General features: G+C 37.4%; 13 protein-coding genes, 3 tRNA genes and 2 pseudogenes. 2 read left to right on the plus strand and 16 right to left on the minus strand.

Annotation, left to right across the window (positions count from 1 at the left end; all coding sequences use genetic code 11):
- The 3 genes and pseudogenes from ACFINA_RS01185 to ACFINA_RS01195 all read right to left on the minus strand — a co-directional run.
- A pseudogene (locus ACFINA_RS01185) lies at nucleotides 1–76 on the minus strand (elongation factor Tu); the annotation flags it as partial.
- 181 nt (nucleotides 77–257) lie between these two features.
- Nucleotides 258–331: transfer RNA gene (locus ACFINA_RS01190), tRNA-Gly, on the minus strand.
- Between the two features lie 31 nt (nucleotides 332–362).
- A tRNA-Tyr gene (locus ACFINA_RS01195) sits at nucleotides 363–446 on the minus strand.
- Between the two features lie 205 nt (nucleotides 447–651).
- Between ACFINA_RS01195 and ACFINA_RS01200 the strand changes: the two genes are divergently transcribed.
- On the plus strand, nucleotides 652–1,482 hold the full coding sequence (locus ACFINA_RS01200; RefSeq protein WP_375614941.1) for a TrmH family RNA methyltransferase: 831 nt from the start codon (nucleotides 652–654) through the stop codon (nucleotides 1,480–1,482).
- Here ACFINA_RS01200 and ACFINA_RS01205 read toward each other — a convergent pair.
- The 6 genes from ACFINA_RS01205 to ACFINA_RS01230 form a co-directional block, all read right to left on the minus strand.
- A complete protein-coding gene (locus ACFINA_RS01205; protein WP_375606234.1) occupies nucleotides 1,479–2,210 on the minus strand; it encodes a rhomboid family intramembrane serine protease in 732 nt (243 codons plus the stop codon). The genes ACFINA_RS01200 and ACFINA_RS01205 overlap by 4 nt on opposite strands.
- Nucleotides 2,211–3,082: 872 nt before the next feature.
- Nucleotides 3,083–3,508, minus strand: a complete 426-nt coding sequence (locus ACFINA_RS01210; protein ID WP_375610204.1) for a DUF2155 domain-containing protein — start codon at nucleotides 3,506–3,508, stop codon at nucleotides 3,083–3,085.
- 91 nt (nucleotides 3,509–3,599) lie between these two features.
- Entirely contained in the window at nucleotides 3,600–3,998 is a 399-nt protein-coding gene (locus ACFINA_RS01215) for an NADH:ubiquinone oxidoreductase subunit NDUFA12 (RefSeq protein WP_375614942.1), read from the minus strand.
- A 181-nt stretch (nucleotides 3,999–4,179) separates the two neighbouring features.
- Nucleotides 4,180–5,679, minus strand: coding sequence for an Asp-tRNA(Asn)/Glu-tRNA(Gln) amidotransferase subunit GatB (gatB, locus tag ACFINA_RS01220; RefSeq protein WP_375614943.1), 1,500 nt, complete (start codon nucleotides 5,677–5,679; stop codon nucleotides 4,180–4,182).
- 127 nt (nucleotides 5,680–5,806) lie between these two features.
- Nucleotides 5,807–7,234, minus strand: a complete 1,428-nt coding sequence (gene tig / locus ACFINA_RS01225; protein WP_375609616.1) for a trigger factor — start codon at nucleotides 7,232–7,234, stop codon at nucleotides 5,807–5,809.
- Between the two features lie 134 nt (nucleotides 7,235–7,368).
- A tRNA-Leu gene (locus tag ACFINA_RS01230) sits at nucleotides 7,369–7,451 on the minus strand.
- 133 nt (nucleotides 7,452–7,584) lie between these two features.
- Between ACFINA_RS01230 and trmFO the strand changes: the two genes are divergently transcribed.
- Nucleotides 7,585–8,997 carry a methylenetetrahydrofolate--tRNA-(uracil(54)-C(5))-methyltransferase (FADH(2)-oxidizing) TrmFO gene (trmFO, locus tag ACFINA_RS01235; protein WP_375614944.1) on the plus strand — a complete coding sequence of 471 codons (1,413 nt, stop codon included), beginning with the start codon at nucleotides 7,585–7,587 and terminating at the stop codon, nucleotides 8,995–8,997.
- Nucleotides 8,998–10,180: 1,183 nt separating this feature from the next.
- Here trmFO and ACFINA_RS01240 read toward each other — a convergent pair.
- The 7 genes and pseudogenes from ACFINA_RS01240 to ACFINA_RS01270 form a co-directional block, all read right to left on the minus strand.
- Entirely contained in the window at nucleotides 10,181–10,459 is a 279-nt protein-coding gene (locus ACFINA_RS01240) for an HU family DNA-binding protein (RefSeq protein ID WP_273791158.1), read from the minus strand.
- Between the two features lie 231 nt (nucleotides 10,460–10,690).
- Complete coding sequence (lon, locus tag ACFINA_RS01245; protein ID WP_375606239.1) at nucleotides 10,691–13,117, minus strand: endopeptidase La; 2,427 nt, start codon at nucleotides 13,115–13,117, stop codon at nucleotides 10,691–10,693.
- A 183-nt stretch (nucleotides 13,118–13,300) separates the two neighbouring features.
- Complete coding sequence (clpX, locus tag ACFINA_RS01250) at nucleotides 13,301–14,575, minus strand: ATP-dependent Clp protease ATP-binding subunit ClpX (protein ID WP_375606240.1); 1,275 nt, start codon at nucleotides 14,573–14,575, stop codon at nucleotides 13,301–13,303.
- 183 nt (nucleotides 14,576–14,758) lie between these two features.
- Entirely contained in the window at nucleotides 14,759–15,391 is a 633-nt protein-coding gene (gene clpP / locus ACFINA_RS01255) for an ATP-dependent Clp endopeptidase proteolytic subunit ClpP (RefSeq protein WP_375614945.1), read from the minus strand.
- A 146-nt stretch (nucleotides 15,392–15,537) separates the two neighbouring features.
- Nucleotides 15,538–16,345, minus strand: a pseudogene (locus ACFINA_RS01260) (hypothetical protein).
- Between the two features lie 10 nt (nucleotides 16,346–16,355).
- A complete protein-coding gene (trkA, locus tag ACFINA_RS01265) occupies nucleotides 16,356–17,732 on the minus strand; it encodes a Trk system potassium transporter TrkA (RefSeq protein WP_375606242.1) in 1,377 nt (458 codons plus the stop codon).
- A 4-nt stretch (nucleotides 17,733–17,736) separates the two neighbouring features.
- Nucleotides 17,737–19,095, minus strand: a complete 1,359-nt coding sequence (locus ACFINA_RS01270) for a sigma-54-dependent transcriptional regulator (protein WP_375606243.1) — start codon at nucleotides 19,093–19,095, stop codon at nucleotides 17,737–17,739.
- Between the last annotated feature and the right edge of the window lies 1 nt (nucleotide 19,096).

A 19,096-nucleotide genomic window follows, 5' to 3' on the forward strand; every position in this document is an offset into this window, starting at 1 on the left:
TCTTCCCATGATCAACGTGACCAATCGTACCAATATTAACATGCGGTTTTGTTCGTTCAAACTTGCTCTTCGCCATTGCTATTAATCTCTTGTTTTATTCCCTATTTTTATTAGCACCTAGGGACAGTTCTGCAAAACTTAAGTCTGACCAGACTGTAAACAGCCCAATCACCACAACTCTTAGACGGAAAACCCCACCAAATCTATAAATGGAATATCCTCCATCATACCTATTTGCCCAATCATCAACAACCATTTGGAGCGGGTAGCGGGAATCGAACCCGCATATTCAGCTTGGAAGGCTGCTGCTCTACCATTGAGCTATACCCGCATGACCCACGTACTAACTCTCCTTCGATGAATGGTGGAGGGGGTTGGATTCGAACCAACGTAGCATACGCAACGGATTTACAGTCCGCCCCCTTTAACCACTCGGGCACCCCTCCATTACACCGATAAAGTCGCGCAATGAGACATCACGACAACCATCTTGAATACCCATTCAATTCAATCTGATTGCGAAGTGGTTATGACGATTACTATTGTATCTGTCAACAGAATAAATACAATTCTGTACAAATTTCCTGCTCATAATTTTAAATCATAGATTTTTTCTCTCTATTTTTCTTATTAACACGTTATAAAGAAGCTATGAAAGAAAAAACATCACAAAATTCTCATTATGCTCGTTTGCGTCGCCGATATCGCGATACAAAAGGCTCTCCTTCTCGATCTTTTACACACCCAAAGAAGAAAGCTGCTTCTTTACAGCAAGAGATCATCCATCTTTATGGCATTCATTCTGTTCAGGCTGCTTTAGAAAACCCAAAAAGAATTTTAAAATGTCTTTACGTTACACAAAATGCCTTAAAACGATTAAATATATCCGAATCAGATTATCCTTGCTCTGTTACATTATGCACGCCCAAATATCTTGATTCGCTTGTTGGAAGTGAAGCAGTTCATCAAGGTGTTGTGTTGGAAACTCTCCCCCTCAAACCATGCAAACTGTCGGAACTAACCAATACTGATCTGGTCATTGTCATGGATCAAATTACCGATCCACATAATGTTGGCGCTATTATGCGCTCTGCAGTCGCATTGAAAGCTAAAGCACTTATTACAACTTGCCGTCACTCTCCCCACGAAAGCGGTGTTCTTGCGAAAGCAGCATCTGGAGCTCTGGAAATGATTCATTATATTACCGTACGAAACCTTGCTGAAGCTCTTCAAGAACTTCATCAAACAGGTTTCACAAGCTTTGGTCTCGATTCAGAAGGTGAACAACCTCTAGAAACAGCATTAAAAGGAAATAAAATTGCTCTTGTTTTAGGAGCAGAAGGTAAAGGCTTGCGTAAAAAAACACGCGAAACCGTTTGCGCTTTAACACGCCTTGATATGCCTGGACATATTAAATCATTAAATGTTTCAAATGCAGCAACAATAGCTCTTTATGTGGCACATCAATATCTTAGATTCTAGTTTTTAATTTTTTGTGAAACATCAAAAAAACCAACCAACAAAAAACCCGCAAGAAATCCGCCAATATGAGCTTCCCATGCTATTGAGATGCCATTTTCTTCAAACAAAATAGAAGAAATACCTATGATAAAATCAGTCGTCAGCCATACACTCATATAAACAAGAACCCCCTTAGAACACAGAGCTTTTTTGACAGACAATAAAGGTCCCAAAAGTTTTTCGTTCTGCGCATTGACAGCTAGATTACCACTAGGAAAACCGTAACGTGCAATAGCACCCATCATTCCAGATACGGCACCTGACGCCCCAATAAGTGATATGGTACTTTCTTGATGAAATGTAAAATAAGTCAAAACAGAAATAACTGCCGTTAACACCCAAAAAATTAAAAAACGTAAAACACCAAAATGCCTTGCTAAAGGAGAGCCGAAAACCAAAAGCCAAACCATATTAAGAGCAACATGTTTAAAACTACTATGCATAAATGAATAACTTACCATGGTATAACAAAATGCTACAGGATGCCTCTTAAACAATGCTGGTATAAATGAAAAAAACTCAAGGCTTTCAACATAAACATGATGAGAAAAAAAATACTGAGAAATGCAATAAAGACAAAAACAAAATGCTATCAAAACAACTATAATAAATGGAACATTCAATAAGGGTTCTTTAGGTTGTTTCGGCAATCGGGAAACATCATTATGTTGGTGACTAGAAACTTTCATTGTATAAAATCTCGTATTTTTTAGAAAATGGGTTATTCTTTATACAAAATAAATATACCATTCCCAGTGATGCAGAATCTTCTCAACGCCTCCGAAGCCCCTTTTTAAATTTTCAATAGCTCTACATGAAAACACGTGTATTTTATACAAAAGATTTTAAAAAGTATGGATATCAAGAATATGATTTACAAACTTAGTGGTATCCTGCTTACTTAAATGTGAAATTACCATGCAATATACAAGAACTTACGAATAGACAAACTCACTTATGAGGTGGTGTATAATAAAAATATATAAACATTCTTTTCTTACTAGAAATATATTGATTATTGCATTTCTTAAACAAGCTATACCTCGATTGATAAACTTTAAAGAATCTTAAATCTCAATTTTTCCATTAATATGGCCTGCATTGCTTCTACGCTTTGAACGAAAAACGACATCTCTATGAGAAAAAATACCAATACAGCGTTCTCTAGATATAATAATTGGTGTTTCATGATGAATTACTTACTTGATAGTCTGTTTCCCTCATACATGCAAAAGCGTCAGTTCATCTCTTTAACAAATATAAACAAGCCTTTCATTTCAACCTTTAACAGATATAATTCAAGAACTATCTCTTATGAAACACTGAAAAAACATGTTGATTCTAATGATGCATCTTTGAATTTAAACAGTTCATGACGGAATTTTTTATTCCTTTCTCAGACAGTCTTATTGACACATCCGCCACTTGTAACGCGCAAGAGAATAGTTTGGATTATTTAATATAAAAAATTAAATGAGGTAATCATAGGAATTTGCTATTAAGTTGTAAAATGATAAAGGACTATTATAAATCAATGTATTATAAATAGATAACACACTAATTATTGAAGAGAACGATCTTGAGAACTCTGCTTGCAATCCTTTAACCACACATCATAAATAGGATGCTCAACAGCGTTCAAACCAGGACTATCTGCAAACATCCATCCTGTAAAAATACGCCGTATTTTTTTATCTAATGTTACTTCATTGACTTCAACAAAACCAGTTGTACGCGTGGGTTCATCTTTAGAACTCGTATAACATGCACGTGGTGTTACCTGTAATGCGCCGTACTGATAAATTTTACCAAGAGTAACTTCAAAACGTGTGGTCCGTCCCGTGATTTTGTCAAGACCTGCAAAAACAGCAATTCCATTGCTAATACGCTCAGCCCGCACTCCATTATTTAAGGATAAAAACACTAAAATTCCCATAAAAAAAATATATATAAAATGCCTCACCCCTAACAATAAAAAAAATCTCATCATATCAAAATCAATCGCACCTTAAAAAATAATTCTTTTCATAACATAGAGTCAAATAAGACAAAAATACACACGTACATTAAAAAACATGTTATTTTTTAGGTGACCAAGAATCATAATCTTCATGCACACAAGAATGCTCTCCATTGAAAGTGATAGCCCCCTTTGGTCGATAGCCCTCACTTGTTCCTGTCATATTTGCAACATGAGGCTTTTCCCATTCATAAGGATGATAATCCTCTTGTGTTGGTGGACACTCACAGCGATGATGAATCCAGCCGTGCCAACCTGGTGGAATAGTAGAGGCCTCAGAATAGTCTTTATAGATAACCCAACGATGCGGATAACCATCCTTATGAAGTCCTCCTTCATAATATATATTTCCAAACTGATCTTCCCCTATCCGCTTACCTTTGCGCCATGTGAAAAAACGCGTACCAATGGTATTTCCATTCCACCATGTGAAGATTTGCTTTAAAAAACGAGCCATCTGCTATTCCATTCATTTAGTGCGCTCATGAAATTAATCGTTTGAATAAAATTATTAACGATTGAAATTATCGAAAAAGTTACTAGTAAATTCAACTACAATTCCAATTGATAGGTTAACGTGCTATCCTTTAATTTCAAGAAGATATCATATGTATGGCTTCTTCTCCACCCCATAAAATTTAATCTATGCCAAGTTTCATCTTAACCAATTCATTAACAGCTTGGGGATTTGCCTTACCACCTGTTGCTTTCATTACCTGTCCAACAAACCAACTAGCTAAAGCAGGTTTGTGCTTTGCTTGCGCAACTTTATCAGAATTATTGGCAACGATCTCATCAACAGCTCTTTCAATAGCCATTGTATCCGTTACCTGCTTCATATTTCGCTCTTCTACAATTTGGCGTGCATCTCCCCCCTCATTCCAAATAATCTCAAAAAGATCTTTGGCAATTTTTCCAGAAATAACTCCTTCTTTTATAAGATCAATAATGCTTCCTAATTGATTTGGCGATACTGGTGACTCTTCAATCTCACGATTATTTTTATTTAAAGCCCCTAAAAGGTCGTTAATCACCCAATTGGCAACTATTTTTCCATCACGCCCACGCGCTACTTCTTCAAAATAATCAGCAATAGCCTTTTCTGTCACAAGAATGGAAGCATCATACACTGTCAATCCCATTTCCTTAACAAAACGTGCTTTTATAGCGTCAGGTAACTCTGGTAAGTCTGCTGCCAAAGCATCCACAAATGCTTGATCAAATTCTAATGGTAAAAGATCAGGATCAGGAAAATAACGATAGTCATGCGCTTCTTCCTTTGAGCGCATAGAGCGCGTTTCACCTTTAGCGGCATCAAAAAGCCGAGTCTCTTGATCTATGACGCCTCCATCTTCTAAAATTGCGATCTGACGACGCGCTTCATACTCAATTGCTTGGCCAATAAAGCGAATAGAATTAACATTTTTGATTTCACAACGCGTTCCAAACTTTTCACCAGGACGACGAACGGATACATTGACATCCGCACGCATAGAACCTTCATCCATATTACCATCGCAGGTGCCCAAATAACGAACAATTGTACGCAATTTTGTCATATAGGCTTTGGCTTCATCTGATGAGCGCATATCAGGCTTGGAAACAATTTCCATAAGAGCAACACCAGAACGATTAAGATCCACAAAAGACATCGTTGGATGTTGGTCGTGCATCGATTTTCCAGCATCCTGTTCAAGATGCAACCTCTCAATTCCCACTTCTATATCCTCAAATTGGCCATTCGAATCTGGACCAACAGATATGATAATCTTCCCCTCTCCTACAATGGGATAGTGAAACTGAGAAATCTGATATCCCTGCGGTAAATCTGGATAAAAATAATTTTTTCGATCAAAAACAGATTTTAAATTAATACGCGCCTTTAATCCTAACCCCGTTCGAATCGCTTGACGAACACACTCTTGATTAAGAACAGGCAACATACCTGGCATAGCTGCATCAATAAGGGATACATGATTGTTTGGCTCTGCTCCAAATTTGGTGGATGCTCCTGAAAAAAGTTTCGAATTTGATATGATTTGCGCATGAACCTCCATGCCAATTATGACTTCCCAATCACCTGTAACTCCAGAAATAAAACGCTTAGAATCAGGAATACGCGTATCAATGATGCTCATTGCCAATCCATTACCAATATTTAAAATTCACTCATGGCTTATCTAAAACCATTCTCAGTGCAATCTTAGGATATAAATCTTACAACACAAGCCCGATTTTATCGGGCTTGTGTTGTTTGCATAAATATTAAGCTTTTTTAGGAGCCTTTTTCTTAACTGATGTTTTCTCTGCGGACTTTTCCTTCACTGCAGATTTTTTCTTTGCTGGCTTTTTTTCAATAACATCTGATTCGTCATATTCTTTCATCAACTCTTCAACCGTCACTTCTTTATCTATGACTTTTATCTGTGCCAATAAATGATCAATGACCTTTTCTTCAAAAATCGGAGCACGCAGATTTTCAACAGCTTCTGGCGTCTTACGGAAAAAATCCATAATTTCTTTCTCTTGTCCAGGATACTGGCGAACCTGATCAAAAACAGCTGCCTTTAGCTCATCCTCACTAACTTTAACACCAACCTTTACTCCAATTTCAGAAAGCACTAAACCAAGTCGAACACGACGCTGTGCAAGTACACGATATTCCTCCCTTGCCTTTTCTTCTGTAATACCTTCATCTTCAAAACTGCGCCCAGCCTTTTTCAAATCATCATTAACCTGAGCCCATATATTGCTAAACTCAATTTCTAAAAGCTCTTCAGGAATCTCAAAATTATAATCAGCATCTAAAGCATCAAGAATTTGACGCTTAATTTTTTGACGTGTCATTGAACCATATTGGCTTTCAATCTGTTCACGAATGACCTCACGTAAACGATCTAGAGATTCTAAACCAACTTTTTGCGCTGCTTCATCATCAACTTTTAATTCATCTGGTTTAAAAACAGCTTTAACAGTAATATCAAACTCTGCTTCTCTTCCCGCCAAATGTGCCGCACTGTAATTATCAGGAAATTTAACAGAAATCGTTTTTGCATCCCCAGCCTTCACACCGACCAATTGCTCTTCAAAGCCAGGAATAAATTGTTTTGACCCAAGAATCAGTTGTGAATCACTATCGGCCCCACCTTCAAATGGAACGCCTTCAAGTTTACCTTGATAATCTATGGTAATACGATCACCTTCTTCAGAAGCCCCCTCTTTTAGGGAATAATTACGTGTAGAAGAAAGGACGCGTTTGACTTGATCATCAATCTCCTGTTCAGGGATAGTTGCAATTTCACGGATAACTTCAATATGTTTAAAATCTTTAATGTCAATTTTTGGTAAAACTTCATACTTTAAACTAAAAGTAAAATCAGCCTTGCCATCTAGAATTTTTTCATCTTCATCTATGTCAATTTTTGGCTGCATCGCTGCACGTTCATTACGGTCCGCTAAAATAGAACTAGGCGCCTCACTGAGTATCTCATTGAGAATCTCCGCCATAAAGGATTTACCATACATTTTTCGCAAATGCCCACTAGGCACTTTACCCGGACGAAAACCATTAAGCTTGATTTTTCCCTTGGTATCATCCAACCGTTCATTCAACTTTTCTTCTAAATCTTTCGCTGGAACCACGATCTTAATTTCGCGCTTCAGTCCTTCATTAAGCGTCTCGGTAACCTGCATTAAACACCTTCATTTTTCTAAGGAGAGGGATATGCCCACTCTAATAATCATTACATTCTAACACTTCGAGTGTTACATTACCATGAAGCGGAATTCCAGACACGTAGAAATCCGTAGCACTTAAGGGATTGCTTTGGTGCGGATGGAGGGACTCGAACCCCCACGGTCTCCCGCCAGAACCTAAATCTGGTGCGTCTACCAATTTCGCCACATCCGCCAAACTGACAAGCTAATAACCTTATACAAGCGGCGTCTCTATACCATTAATTACAGAAAAAAAGCAAACAAATATATTAAAAAAAACAAAATCTACGCTTTTCATACACGGTTGCTTACGCTAAAAGTCGATTATGTTAAAAACATTTGATACTCCAATCCATATCATAGGTGGCGGCCTTGCAGGGTGTGAAGCAAGCTGGCAAATCGCTCAGTCAGGAATTTCTGTTATTTTGCATGAAATGCGACCCCTAAAAAAATCAGATGCCCATAAAACCGATTATTTAGCAGAACTAGTTTGTTCAAATTCATTTCGTTGCGATGATTCATCAACAAATGCCGTAGGACTTCTCCATGCTGAAATGCGATTAGCGAAATCATTAATTATGAAAGCTGCTGATACCAATAAAGTCCCTGCAGGGAGTGCTCTTGCCGTTGACCGTGATGGATTTTCAAAAACCGTCACAACAGCACTAGAAAACCACTCTCTTATAACAATCAAACGTGAAGAAGTTCAAAAAATTCCTAAAGCTTGGAAACATGTTATCATCGCAACAGGTCCCCTTACCTCATCTGCACTTGCTCAAGAATTACAAGCAATAACCGGAACAGAATCGCTCTCTTTTTTTGATGCTATTGCACCTATTATCCATACCGATAGTATTGATATGAATATTTGTTGGTATCAATCTCGCTATGATAAAATTGGTCCTGAAGGAACAGGAAAAGATTACCTTAATTGTCCCTTAAATAAAGAACAGTATGAAACATTCGTTCAAGCGTTAAAAAATGCCGACAAAACAGAGTTTCGTGACTTTGAAAAAACACCCTATTTTGATGGGTGCCTACCCATTGAAATTATGGCTGAACGCGGACTTGAAACTTTAAGACATGGACCTATGAAACCTATGGGCTTAACCAATGCCCATAACCCTACAGTTAAACCTTATGCTGTTGTTCAATTACGCCAAGATAATAAACTTGGAACGCTTTATAATATGGTCGGCTTTCAAACAAAACTGAAATATGGTGAACAAATTCGCATTTTTAGAACGATTCCCGGTCTTGAAAAAGCAGAGTTTGCGCGTCTTGGTGGTCTTCACCGCAATACCTACCTCAACTCGCCAATCATTCTTGATCAAACCCTTCGTTTAAAACAAAAAAAACAACTACGCTTTGCAGGGCAAATTACCGGATGTGAAGGTTATGTAGAATCAGCGGCAATAGGGCTTCTTGCTGGACGTTTTGCTGCTGCCGAATATCATCATAACTGTCCTTGCCTCCCCCCACAAACCACTGCATTTGGTGCCCTTTTGCATCATATTACGGGGGGGCATATTGTAATAGAAGAAACAGAAAGACAATCCTTTCAGCCAATGAATATCAATTTCGGACTCTTTCCCCCTATTGCTTCTATTAAACATTCAGGAAAACGCTTGCCAAGTAAAGAAAAAAAATTAGTAAAAAAACAAGCCATAACAGCGAGAGCTCTCAATGATTGTACTCAATGGTTAGCAGATAAAGAATCAAAGAGCTTCTGTTTATAAAAAACATACGATTCGCCTCTCACCTACTGAATAGATCTTTATGACTCTCGTGAAAAAATCATTCTAAAGCCTTTTAAAGACTGTCTCCCCCAATCAATAAATACTACCCTACGTTTCATCATTTATTCAATTTTGCAGGTGCTGTAAAATAACTTTTTGCTATAAAAAAACTTTACTGCTATCAACAATTTAATATGATTTAATGACTAAAAACAAAATAATCATATAAATATATTATGAATAATCAAAAAAATAAATAGATGAAAAATACACAATTAATACTGTATTATCTTTACTAATAGTTTTTATATTATGTAATGTATATTATTTTATAAGAGTCATTTTTCTGTTTTGTAACTTCCTCCCTCAAAATTTGTGATATTCTCTCATTTTAACTCTTGTATGATGAAAAAAAACGCTCGCCTGCATATCACAAGTAAAATAAAGACAGGAAGAAAAAATATTTTAAGACAGAGCCCAATCTCTCTTTCATTTCAAGCACCAAGAAAAATCACAATATTAAAAAAGAAAAAGAATGATGATGCTACTTTATCAATTTACAATGAATTGATTTATAATAATAATTTGTATCTTTCTATATTGCATGAAAAACCTGAATATCGTAAAATTCTTTTATTTCAAACTCATCTTATAGTAAAACAATGAAAATCATCCGCTTGGTGCTTCGCAAGCGAAGTTAGTGTGTAAATAAAGAACTATGAAAAAATGAATAAAACTACTCCTTGTGAATTCATCTTAAATGCTGAAAGCTCGTCATAACAGTATAGGAACTGAAAAATAGCATGATGACACCAACCTTACTCTTTTATTAAGCGTAAAAATGGTGCTATATAATAGCTTTTATACACTTCATAGAGCTTTTCGTCTTACACTATTTACAGGTCTTTATTTTTAAATAAAGACCAAGAACTTTAAGTATAATAAAAGCTCCCATCACATTTTATAAACGATACAGTACTCTATTCCATTAAAAATGGCTAAAAACAACCCACTCCAAATCTACGGTATTTTACGCAATATTTAAAATCATTTAAAAATACCAAAATATATAAATAAGAAAAATACCGCAAAGATTCAGAATTTTTATATGAAAAGCGAGCATAACACATGTGTTAAAAAAACCCGCTTATAAATAAATCGGGTTTTTTTAATGTAGCCTAAATTATTTTTTATTAACTGCTTCTTTAAGGCTTTTTCCTGCAGAAAACTTGGGTACAGAACGTGCTGGAATATCGATTTCAGCACCCGTTGAAGGATTACGCCCCTTTGTTGCCGCACGATGAGAAACTTCAAAAGTGCCAAAACCTGGAAGACGAACATCTCCCCCTGAAGCTAAAGCTTCTGTTACAGAAGCCATAAAAGCATCCACAACAGCACCAGCTTGCGCTTTCGAAACACCTGCCTTTTCAGCAACGGAGCTAACCAATTCACTTTTATTCATAAAATATTTCCTTTCCCTATATTACCTGACAACATGACTTAATCATGTTATTGCTCAGTTTATTGAAAAGTACAGCAAACAGAAGTCTTATTTTTATCCAAAACATTGTTTTTTTAGCAATAATCATAGTTATTCACGGAATTTTTCACTTTTTCCAACAAAAAACAGAATAATAACCTCAAAAACACCTTCTACCACCTAAAAAATGCCGTTATAAATGAGATAAGTGAATCAGTGTGCAATCTGTATTCCTTCACTATCGCTGCCCTCTGATCTGATGGGGACAGCCACTGCAGAAGGCTCCTTCCATTCAATAGTATCAGGAAAATGAACCAAAGCGTGTTTCAAAACTTCACTCACATGACTTACCGGAATAATTTCCATGTTATTTTTGACATCATCAGGAATGTCAACCAAATCTTTTGCGTTTTCTTCAGGAATAAGGACTTTTTTTATCCCTCCTCGAAGAGCTGCTAAGAGTTTTTCTTTTAATCCACCAATTGGTAAAACACGTCCACGTAAAGTAATTTCACCAGTCATTGCAATATCTTTATGCACCGCTATCCCTGTAAGTACAGAAACAATTGCTGTCACCATTGCAATCCCAGCAGATGGGCCATCTTTGGGTGTCGCCCCCTCTGGAACATGAACATGGATATCGCGTTTTTCAAAAAGTGGAGGTTCAATACCAAAATCAACAGCACGAGAACGTACATAAGATGCTGCTGCTGAAATGGACTCTTTCATAATGTCACGTAAATTTCCAGTTACAGTCATCTTGCCTTTTCCAGGCATCATGACCCCTTCAATGGTCAATAACTCTCCACCAACTTCTGTCCACGCAAGGCCTGTCACAACACCAATTTGATTTTCTCCTTCAATCTGATTATAGTGGTAACGTTTAACACCCAAAAAATCATTGATATTATTTTCTGTAACTTTTACAGATTTTTGATTTGTTTTGAGAATTTTTGTAACAGATTTACGGGCAACTTTCATGAGTTCACGCTCAAGGTTACGAACTCCTGCTTCACGTGTGTAAAACTGAATAATCGACCTGAGCGCTCCATCAGAAATGCTGAGTTCTTTTTTAGACAAACAGTGATCTTTTAGTGCCTTTGGTAAAAGATGCTGTTTAACAATTTCCATTTTCTCACATTCAGTATAACCCGCAATACGAATAATTTCCATTCGATCCATTAATGGACCTGGAATATTAAGCGTATTTGCCGTCGTGATAAACATGACATCAGAAAGATCATATTCAACTTCCAAATAATGATCAATGAATGTACCATTTTGTTCAGGATCAAGAACTTCTAATAAAGCGGATGAAGGATCGCCACGAAAATCTTGGCCCATCTTATCAATTTCATCAAGCAAGAAAAGTGGATTAGATTTTTTTGCTTTTTTCATAGACTGGATAATTTTTCCAGGCATCGATCCAATATATGTTCGGCGATGTCCACGAATTTCTGCTTCATCTCGGACACCTCCCAATGAGATACGAACATACTCACGTCCCGTTGCCTTTGCAATAGAGCGCGCTAATGATGTTTTCCCCACACCAGGAGGACCTAACAAACAAATAATGGGACCTTTTATCTTTGATGCGCGACTTTGTACAGCCAAATACTCAATAATCCGCTCTTTAACTTTTTCAAGACCGAAATGTTCATTATTCATGACCTTTTCAGCAAAATCTAAATTGTTTTTAATCTTAGATTTTTTACCCCAAGGCATTGCTAATAACCAATCAAGATAATTACGTACAACTGTCGCTTCTGCAGACATAGGAGACATATTCCGTAATTTTCTCAATTCTGCTCCAGCTTTTTCCTGTGCTTCCTTGGATAGTTTTGTATTCTTGATACGTTCTTCTAATTCAGAGAGTTCATCTCGGCTATCATCACCTGCTCCTAACTCTTTTTGAATAGCCTTCATCTGCTCATTGAGATAATATTCTCGTTGGTTTTTTTCCATTTGCCGTTTAACATGCGAACGAATACGTTTTTCAACCTGCAAAACAGAAATTTCTCCTTCCATGAAGGACAAAACACGTTCAAGACGGGCCCGCACAGGTAAGAGCTCTAATATCTCCTGTTTTTCTGCAAGTTTAATCATCAAATGAGAAGCAATCGTATCGGCAAGCTTAGAAGGATTATCAAGCTGGCCAATCGCATTCACAACTTCAGGAGAGATTTTTTTATTAAGCTTTACATAGTTTTCAAAATAAGCAATCACTGACCTTGAAAGAGCTTCAATCTCAACATCACTCTCTCTAGGTTCTTCTGTAACAGTCGCAAAAGCCTGATGATAACCTTCACTTAAAGCAAATTGACTAATTTTTGCACGTGCAGTTCCTTCAACCAAAACCTTTACAGTACCATCAGGAAGCTTTAAAAGTTGAAGAATATTAGCAAATGTACCAATATGATAAATATCCTCTGATTTTGGATCGTCATCAGAAGCATTTTTTTGTGTCACCAAGAGTATTTGCTTATCAACCGCCATCGTTTCTTCAAGAGCACGAATTGATTTTTCGCGACCCACAAAAAGTGGAACAATCATATGGGGGAAGACAACAATATCACGAAGAGGTAAAACAGCATAAACCCCATCTCTTACTTCATCTGTCTTTTCATCAATATATTGCATAACTCTCCTTTCTGGAGCCTATGAGCTATCTACAACAATTAGCCCACCTGTAGAAAATCTCAGCTCTTCACTGTACATGAAGTGGTAATTACTCATACATAAATCAAGCATTATAATGATATTATTAGAAATACCTATCAAATACCGTTCATTACCACCTTTTATATTGCGCATCGCACAATGTCATGCTGATACATTTTCTTTATCTTCTGCACGTTCTGAGTAAATATAAAGAGGACGCGCTTTCCCATCAACGACATCACTCGAAATAACCACTTTTTGAACGCCTTCAAGAGCCGGTAGCTCAAACATCGTCTCAAGAAGGATCTTCTCCATAATAGAACGTAAACCACGAGCACCAGTTTTACGTTCAATTGCTTTCTTTGCAATAACACGTAAAGCATCTTCATGAAATGCTAACTCAACATTCTCCATTTCAAAAAGACGCTGATATTGCTTTACTAACGCATTTTTAGGTTGGGATAAAATTTGCATGAGGGCGTTAACATCTAAATCCTCTAAGGTGGCGACTATAGGAAGCCGCCCAATAAACTCTGGTATTAAACCAAATTTTATAAGATCTTCAGGCTCTAAATCACGAAAAATTTCACCGACACAACGCTCATCCGGAGCCTTAACAGTCGCAGAAAAACCAATAGAAGTTTTTTCACCACGCCCTGAAATAATCCGTTCTAAACCTGCAAAAGCTCCCCCACAAATGAATAAGATGTTTGTGGTATCAACCTGAAGAAACTCTTGTTGCGGATGTTTACGTCCACCTTGTGGAGGAACAGAAGCAATCGTTCCTTCCATAATCTTTAATAACGCTTGCTGAACTCCTTCTCCCGAAACATCTCTTGTAATAGAAGGATTATCTGCTTTACGAGAAATCTTATCAACCTCATCAATATAAACAATACCACGCTGCGCACGTTCAACATTATAATCTGCTGCTTGAAGAAGCTTCAAAATAATATTTTCAACATCTTCTCCCACATAACCCGCTTCAGTCAAAGTGGTCGCATCCGCCATCGTAAAAGGCACATCAATAATACGTGCTAATGTTTGTGCAAGATAAGTTTTACCACAACCCGTTGGACCAACAAGAAGAATATTTGATTTAGTTAACTCAATATCATTGCTTTTAGACTGATGCGCCAACCGTTTATAATGATTATGAACAGCAACAGAAAGAACACGCTTTGCATGCTGCTGACCAATAACATAATCATCAAGAACTGTTATAATTTCCTGTGGCGTAGGAACACCATCACGCACCTTAACCCCAGAAGACTTATTTTCTTCCCGAATAATATCCATGCAAAGCTCTACACATTCATCACAGATAAATACAGTAGGCCCCGCAATGAGCTTACGCACCTCATGCTGACTCTTGCCGCAGAACGAGCAATAGAGAGTATTTTTTGATTCGTTCCCGCTATTGCTAATTTTGCTCATTTTTCTTTCCTTTCACCACGATATATGAACACTTCGCCTTTTCAAAGGAAGCTTTTCATCATGAAAACTAAAAGACATATAGAAAACCATGCATGTCTCAATATTTTTAGGTGTTTCTCTAAACTTTGCGATATTTTTATAAAACTCTTTATTTTAAAGTAGCTATTTTTTCTATAAAAATTCTTAATCTTTTTCTTCTTTTTCAGTTTCTGCACGATATTGTATAACATCATCAACTAAGCCAAACGCTTTAGCTTCTTCTGCTGTCATAAAATGATCGCGATCGAGAGTTTTTTCAATGACCTCATAATCTTGACCTGTATGTTGAACATAAATTTCATTTAAGCGCCGTTTCATCTTTATAATATCTTGTGCATGTCGCTCAATATCTGAAGCCTGGCCTTGAAAACCACCAGATGGCTGATGCACCATAATACGCGCATTTGGCAATGTAAAACGATGCCCCTTTGCTCCAGCTGTTAACAATAAAGACCCCATAGATGCCGCCTGCCCCATGCACAGCGTAGCAACAGGAGGACGAATAAACTGCATAGTATCATAAATAGCCATACCAGATGTCACAACACCACCTGGAGAATTAATATAAAGACTAATTTCTTTTTTAGGATTTTCCGCTTCCAAGAAAAGCAATTGTGCACAAACAAGCATTGCCATACCATCTTCAACAGGACCATTAATAAAAATAATCCGCTCCTTTAAAAGACGGGAAAAAATATCATAGGCCCGTTCACCACGATTGGTTTGTTCAATAACCATAGGAACAAGGCTTAATGTCGTTTTCATTAGATCACTCATATTTTTACTTTCCGTTCATATAACAATCGCTCTTTACACATTCAATGTTTTTATCCATTTGTTAACATTACTCTCTTGTGCAAGCTACAATCAAAAGCTGTTTAGGATAGATTAAAATCCCAATTATTAAAATAGCAATAATAACTCTACCTAAAAAAATCATGAATATCAGGAATGCGAGATACCGCCCAATGGTAAAAACTTCCTTCCTGAGGTTTTTGCGTCGTCTTTATCTTTCTGTGAATATGAAATCCTATCAAGCGTGAATCGGTGAGCGGTTTTACGCCAAAAGCTGGTTCAAAGATATATTCAGACTTTCGCCCAGTCCAATAATAAAAAGTTTCCTTTTCCTTTGCTTCATGAAAAAAACCATATCTTTTTGCTAATCGTGAAATACCATCATTACCAAATATCGTAACGCCAAAATTTCCCGGTAAAATCGGCATTTTTTCCTCTTTAACCAGAACGGTCTCCAAACACGACGCTTAAACCCAAGCCAATGAGGAATAATTTCTGCGCCTGCCCAATAATCTTCAAATACTTTTATAATAGGGTTATCGGGCGGAAAATAAAGTGCAGAAACGCCCACTCTTATATTATTTTCTCTTGCCAACCAAACCTTCTCCGTATCTGGCTGAAATTGTTTAACAAGGTAAACATCTGTATCTAACCAAACACCTTGTTGATATTTCATCAGCATAACATGAAAAAAATCCGAGAACTGAACAATTGTACACCATAGTTTATCATCAGAAAAATCGGGGTCAAGGCGATAAATTGCTGAGCGTGGTAAAATTGATTCGGCTTCATGCAGCTCAACACCAGCAGGAAGATTATCTATTTTTTATCATAACTAAAAAGCTTAACGCGCTGTCCAGTTTTAACCATTGAGGACAAACAAAGCCTATCCAACAATCTTAATTGTCCACTATACCAAAAAGTACAAATATCCATAGATAATATATCAAAAATATTCTAAACTTACGCGAAAGAGTTGTTCAACATCACGAACGAACTCAGCAAGAGCAAAAATCACTATTCTATCACCAGATAAAATACGCGTATCTGCCGAAAGCTGTATTATTGTCTTATTGCGATAAATTGCACCAATTCTCAAACCATCTGATAAATTGAGCTCTGATAATGACTTACCAACCAATGAAGATGTTTGCATCACTTCAGCTTCAATAATTTCTGCTCGGCCATTAAAAACTGAATGAACAGAACGAATACGCCCACGGCGCATTTGTTGCAAAATTCTCGATATTGTAACGCTATGGGGATTAAGATATGCATCCACACCAACAGCACGACTAAATTCTTGATAGGCAACATTATTAATCAATACCATATTGGCTTTGCAGCCCAATCTTTTAGCAATAATAGCGCTTAAGAGATTAACCTGATCTTGATTGGTTAATGTAATCATTAAATCGGACTGATCAATTCCCGCATCTTGAAGAATCACTGGATCTAACACATTACCGTATAAAACTGTTGTTTTTTCAAGCTGATCAGCAATTGTGAGGGCTCTTTCTCTATGCGCTTCTATAATCTTCAATTTTAATTTATGGAAACGCTTTTCAATAGCCTGTGCAACATAAAGGCCAATGTGACCACCCCCTGCAATAATCATGCGGTGGGCATCTTGTTCTTTATGACCAAAAAGCCCAACAGCACGACGCATCTGTTCACGAGCAACAACAAGATAGGTTATATCACCGACACGTAATTGCGTTTCTGAATGTGCAATCAATAATTCCGAGCCACGTTTAATAGCGGTAACCGTTGTTTGAAGATCTGGAAAAAGCTCTGTTAATTGACGCAAAGGTGTATTAATAACGGGACAATCTTCCATGCATTCCAAGGCTAACGCAACAATATCATCATTACAAAAATAAAGAACATCTATTGCACCAGGTAAAGCAATACGACGCAAAACCATTTCCCCAACTTCAACTTCTGGCGAAATAACCACATCAATAGGAATATTTTCTCTAGAAAAAAGCGTCTTATAACGTGGTTCTAAATAAGATTGTGAGCGAATACGAGCAATTTTTGTGGGCACATTAAATAATGAATGTGCTACTTGGCAAGCTACCATATTAACTTCATCAAACAAAGTGACAGCAATCAACATATCAGCTTTGTCTGCATCTGCAGCCAAAAGAACTTCAGGCCGTGAACCGTGACCAACAAAACCTCTCACATCCAATGTATCGCGAATCTTTTCAATTAATCTTGTTTCAATATCAATAACAGTAACATCGTGATTTTCAGCAGCAAGACGCTCTGCTATCCCATAACCAACCTGTCCTGCTCCACAAATAATAATACGCATCGCTTTAAGAAACTCCAAGCGCTTTAAGTTTACGGTGCAAAGCTGAACGCTCCATGCCTATAAATTCAGCAGTACGCGATATATTTCCACCCAAACGTCCAATCTGCGCCACTAAATATCTCTTTTCAAACAATTCTCGTGCTTCACGCAACGGTAAATCCATTATACTCTCATCCGAATCCATTTGAAGACGTGGCAAAGAATCATTCACTTCACTGGGAAGAAAATCCGCTGTTATAGGACCATCCCCATCCCGCACAAGAATAAGAAGACGCTCAATATTATTACGTAATTGTCTTACATTACCCGGCCAAGCATGCGTTTGCAAAATAGCAATCACATCATCACTGATTTCACGTGGCTTAATCCCAACCTGCTGTGATATTGTTTTTACAAAATGATGGACAAGTTCTGGAATATCTTCACGACGAGCAGAAAGGGGCGGAACAGTAATGGGAACAACGGAAAGACGGTGGAAAAGATCTTCTCTAAAGCGCCCGTCAGAAATGAGGTTTTCAAGATTTTGCGCTGTCGAAGAAATGATACGAACATCTACTTTAACACGTTTTGTACCGCCAACTCTCTCAAATGTTTGCCCCGTTAACACCCTAAGAATCTTACCTTGAGTCTCACGTGGCATATCAGCAATTTCATCAAGATAAAGTATTCCGCCATGGGCTTCCTCTAAGGCACCGATTTTACGCTCTCTTCCCTCCATTTCGCTGCCAAACAGCTCTATTTCCATTCTTTCCGGAGTAATCGTTGCAGCATTTATTGTAACAAATGGCCCATTCGAACGCGTGGAGAGCGCATGAATAGTTCGTGCAACAGTCTCTTTTCCTGCCCCTGAAGGACCTGTTATCATGATGCGACTATTGGTTGGTGCTACTTTTTCTATGATTTGACGCAAATTTTTTATAACTGTCGATTTTCCGAGCAACTCTAATGTCTCGTTCGAACGTTTTCGCAATTCTAAAAGCTCACGTTTTAAATTTGAATTTTCAAGTGTTCTCTCTGCAACCAATACAAGTCTATCAGCTTTAAAAGGTTTTTCAATGAAATCATAGGCTCCTCGCTTTATAGCGGAAACAGCCGTCTCAATATTACCATGACCAGAGATCATAACGACCGGAAGAGCTGGATAGTGTGTTTTAATTTCATCAAGCAGTGCTAAACCATCGAGGCGACTCCCCTGTAACCAAATATCTAAAAAAATGAGCTTTGGAATACGTTCACTAATTTGAGCTAATGCTTCATCAGAGTTACAAGCAACACGCGTTTCATAGCCTTCATCATCCAAAATACCAGCAACAAGTTCACGAATATCCGCTTCATCATCAACAATCAAGATATCTGATACCATA

This window comes from Bartonella sp. AC10YNML (genome assembly GCF_042196825.1).
Classification (GTDB): domain Bacteria; phylum Pseudomonadota; class Alphaproteobacteria; order Rhizobiales; family Rhizobiaceae; genus Bartonella.

What these genes read in the sequence shown, in the direction of transcription:
- ACFINA_RS01200 (WP_375614941.1), top strand. Translation starts at nt 652, where the DNA reads ATGAAAGAAAAAACATCACAAAATTCTCATTATGCTCGTTTGCGTCGC.
- ACFINA_RS01205 (WP_375606234.1), bottom strand. Translation starts at nt 2,210, where the DNA reads ATGAAAGTTTCTAGTCACCAACATAATGATGTTTCCCGATTGCCGAAA.
- trmFO (WP_375614944.1), top strand. Translation starts at nt 7,585, where the DNA reads ATGTTAAAAACATTTGATACTCCAATCCATATCATAGGTGGCGGCCTT.
- tig (WP_375609616.1), bottom strand. Translation starts at nt 7,234, where the DNA reads ATGCAGGTTACCGAGACGCTTAATGAAGGACTGAAGCGCGAAATTAAG.
- trkA (WP_375606242.1), bottom strand. Translation starts at nt 17,732, where the DNA reads ATGCGTATTATTATTTGTGGAGCAGGACAGGTTGGTTATGGGATAGCA.
- clpX (WP_375606240.1), bottom strand. Translation starts at nt 14,575, where the DNA reads ATGAGCAAAATTAGCAATAGCGGGAACGAATCAAAAAATACTCTCTAT.
- ACFINA_RS01210 (WP_375610204.1), bottom strand. Translation starts at nt 3,508, where the DNA reads ATGAGATTTTTTTTATTGTTAGGGGTGAGGCATTTTATATATATTTTT.
- clpP (WP_375614945.1), bottom strand. Translation starts at nt 15,391, where the DNA reads ATGAGTGATCTAATGAAAACGACATTAAGCCTTGTTCCTATGGTTATT.
- ACFINA_RS01215 (WP_375614942.1), bottom strand. Translation starts at nt 3,998, where the DNA reads ATGGCTCGTTTTTTAAAGCAAATCTTCACATGGTGGAATGGAAATACC.
- ACFINA_RS01270 (WP_375606243.1), bottom strand. Translation starts at nt 19,095, where the DNA reads ATGGTATCAGATATCTTGATTGTTGATGATGAAGCGGATATTCGTGAA.
- ACFINA_RS01240 (WP_273791158.1), bottom strand. Translation starts at nt 10,459, where the DNA reads ATGAATAAAAGTGAATTGGTTAGCTCCGTTGCTGAAAAGGCAGGTGTT.
- gatB (WP_375614943.1), bottom strand. Translation starts at nt 5,679, where the DNA reads ATGAGCATCATTGATACGCGTATTCCTGATTCTAAGCGTTTTATTTCT.
- lon (WP_375606239.1), bottom strand. Translation starts at nt 13,117, where the DNA reads ATGCAATATATTGATGAAAAGACAGATGAAGTAAGAGATGGGGTTTAT.